The organism is Dietzia sp. SYD-A1 (assembly GCF_015356725.1).
Lineage (GTDB): Bacteria > Actinomycetota > Actinomycetes > Mycobacteriales > Mycobacteriaceae > Dietzia.
Window position 1 is genome coordinate 1 of sequence record NZ_JADDKI010000357.1, and the last position, 2,180, is coordinate 2,180.

Sequence of the window (2,180 nt, forward strand, 5' to 3'; positions counted from 1 at the left end):
GTGCCGACGGAGCGGACCGCGTCGCGGAGGGCGGCGTGCAGGGCGACCGGATCACGGGTCCAGGCCCGCACCTCGGCACCGGTGTCCAGGCGCAGGCCCACGGAGCGCCGTCGGCGCGGGACCTCCCGCAGCTCCCCGAGCGTGCGGGCGGTCTCCCATGAAGCCTCGGGGCGGCCGTCACCGGGCAGCGGGAGCACCTCCTCCACGCGGGCCAGCTCGAGCTCCTCGGTTCCCTGGATGTACACGGTCGGGGTGAGTCGGACGCGACCGTGGACGCGGGTGGCGGCGATCATCACCCCGTGGCACATCGCCGAGGCGATCGCACAGACCGTGAGCATGAGCCAGTGGACGGGCGCGCCGGTGACCAGTTCGAACGCCGCGGCGCCCGCGCAGAACAGTGGCGCGGCGAAGATCCAGGCCCAACTCCACCCGTCCTCGGCGTACAGGATGGGCCCCTCGGGTTCGGACCCCGGCCGTTCGGGTTCACTCGCCGGCACGCGCACCGCCGCCGGTCGTGAACTTCATCGCCTCGGCGGTGTGCTGGCGCCACACGGCGGTCGCGGCGCACAGTCCCGCGAGAATCTGCAGCGAGATCACCAGGAAGGTGACGATCTCGCCCCGCTCCCCCGCGACCGCGACCCCGCCGAACACGCCGATCACCACCGAGACCGCGTCCACCACGAGGAATACCGCGACGATGTCCAGCATCGTCCGGGCCCAGCCCTTCCCTGCCCGCAAGCGGAAGGCCAGCCACACGGTCACCACGGCCGCGACCATCGCCAGTACGGCACCCACGCCCCGCGCGAACCCGAACAACGCCTCGATGGAGATGTCCGCGGTCCCAGTGGTCTCGACCGCGTCGCGGAAGGCGTCACGCGTGGCCGGGGGGAGGTCACCGAAGCGCGTGGTGGCGGCGTTGAGCAGCATCCCCACGAGTGCGAAAGCGGTCGCGGCGAGCCACAGTCCCCACGCGGAGTGAACGTCGTCGGGCACCGGCCCGGCAGGGCTCTCCGGTCGACCGTCGGCGCGCTCGGAGGGCCCGTCGGTGCGTTCGGGTGGACGCCACGGCCCGCTGCCCGTCACCGCTGGCCCCACCCGTCGGCGAGGAGGCGTGCGGCGTGCAGCGCCCAGTAGGTCAGGACGATGTCCGCTCCGGCCCGACGGATGGAGGTCAACGACTCCATCACCGCCGGGTCGTGATCGATCCACCCCCGCTCGGCGGCGGCGGAGATCATCGCGTACTCCCCGGAGACCTGATAGGCGGCGACGGGGACGTCCGAGAGCTCGGCGGTCTGGCGCAGCACGTCGAGATAGCTCATCGCCGGCTTGACCATGACCATGTCGGCGCCCTCGTCCAGGTCCAGGCGGACCTCCCGCAGGGACTCGCGCAGGTTGGCGGGGTCCTGCTGATAGGTACGCCGGTCACCGCGCAGCGAGGATCCGACGGCCTCACGGAACGGCCCGTAGAACGCGCTCGCGTACTTGGCGCTGTACGCCAACACGGCCACGTCGTGGAAGCCCTCGCGGTCCAGCGCCTCGCGGATGGCGATGATCTGACCGTCCATCATCCCGCTCGGCCCCACCACATGGGCTCCCGCGGCGGCCTGCGCCACGGCGAGTTCGGTGTATGCCGCCAGGGTGGCGTCGTTGTCGACGACCTGTTCGCCCCGCGGATCGGTACCCAGGACGCCGCAGTGCCCGTGGTCGGTGAATTCGTCCAGACAGGTGTCGGCCATCACCACGAGGTCGTCACCCACCTCCTCGCGGACGGTCGCCAGCGCCCGGTTGAGGATGCCGTCGGCCGCGGCGCCGCAGCTGCCGACGGCGTCCTTGTCCGCGTCGTGCGGAACCCCGAAGAGCATGATCCCGCCGAGTCCCGCCTCGGCGGCGGCGACGGCCTCGGCCCGCAGGGAGTCGACCGTGTGCTGAACCACCCCGGGCAGGGAGGAGATGGGCTTCGGCTCCGTGATCCCGTCGGCGACGAACGCCGGAAGGACCAGCTGCCTGGGGGCGAGCGTGGTCTCGGCGACGAGCCTGCGCATCGCCGGCGTCGAGCGCAGCCGTCGCGGGCGCACCAGCGGTGCCGGGACGGATGCGGGATCGGTCTCACGCGGTGTGGTCACAGGCTCCACTGTACGAAAGTCGCCTGTCACGCGGCGCGGCGCCGGTCGGTGTCAGCG

Annotated in this window: 3 protein-coding genes; all 3 read right to left on the reverse strand. The window is 72.2% G+C overall.

Translation table 11 applies throughout. The features are described from left to right. Positions 1 to 497 (reverse strand): hypothetical protein (locus IY392_RS13700; RefSeq protein WP_194861508.1); only part of this gene is annotated, 497 nt, incomplete at its 3' end. Next, positions 484 to 1,083 carry a hypothetical protein gene (locus tag IY392_RS13705; protein ID WP_194861509.1) on the reverse strand — a complete coding sequence of 200 codons (600 nt, stop codon included), beginning with the start codon at positions 1,081 to 1,083 and terminating at the stop codon, positions 484 to 486. The genes IY392_RS13705 and IY392_RS13700, both read right to left, overlap by 14 nt. Then, the gene (gene hemB / locus IY392_RS13710; protein ID WP_194861510.1) at positions 1,080 to 2,123 is read right to left on the reverse strand and encodes a porphobilinogen synthase; all 1,044 of its coding nucleotides are present in this window, start codon (positions 2,121 to 2,123) and stop codon (positions 1,080 to 1,082) included. Before hemB ends, IY392_RS13705 begins: the two co-directional genes overlap by 4 nt. Between the last annotated feature and the right edge of the window lie 57 nt (positions 2,124 to 2,180).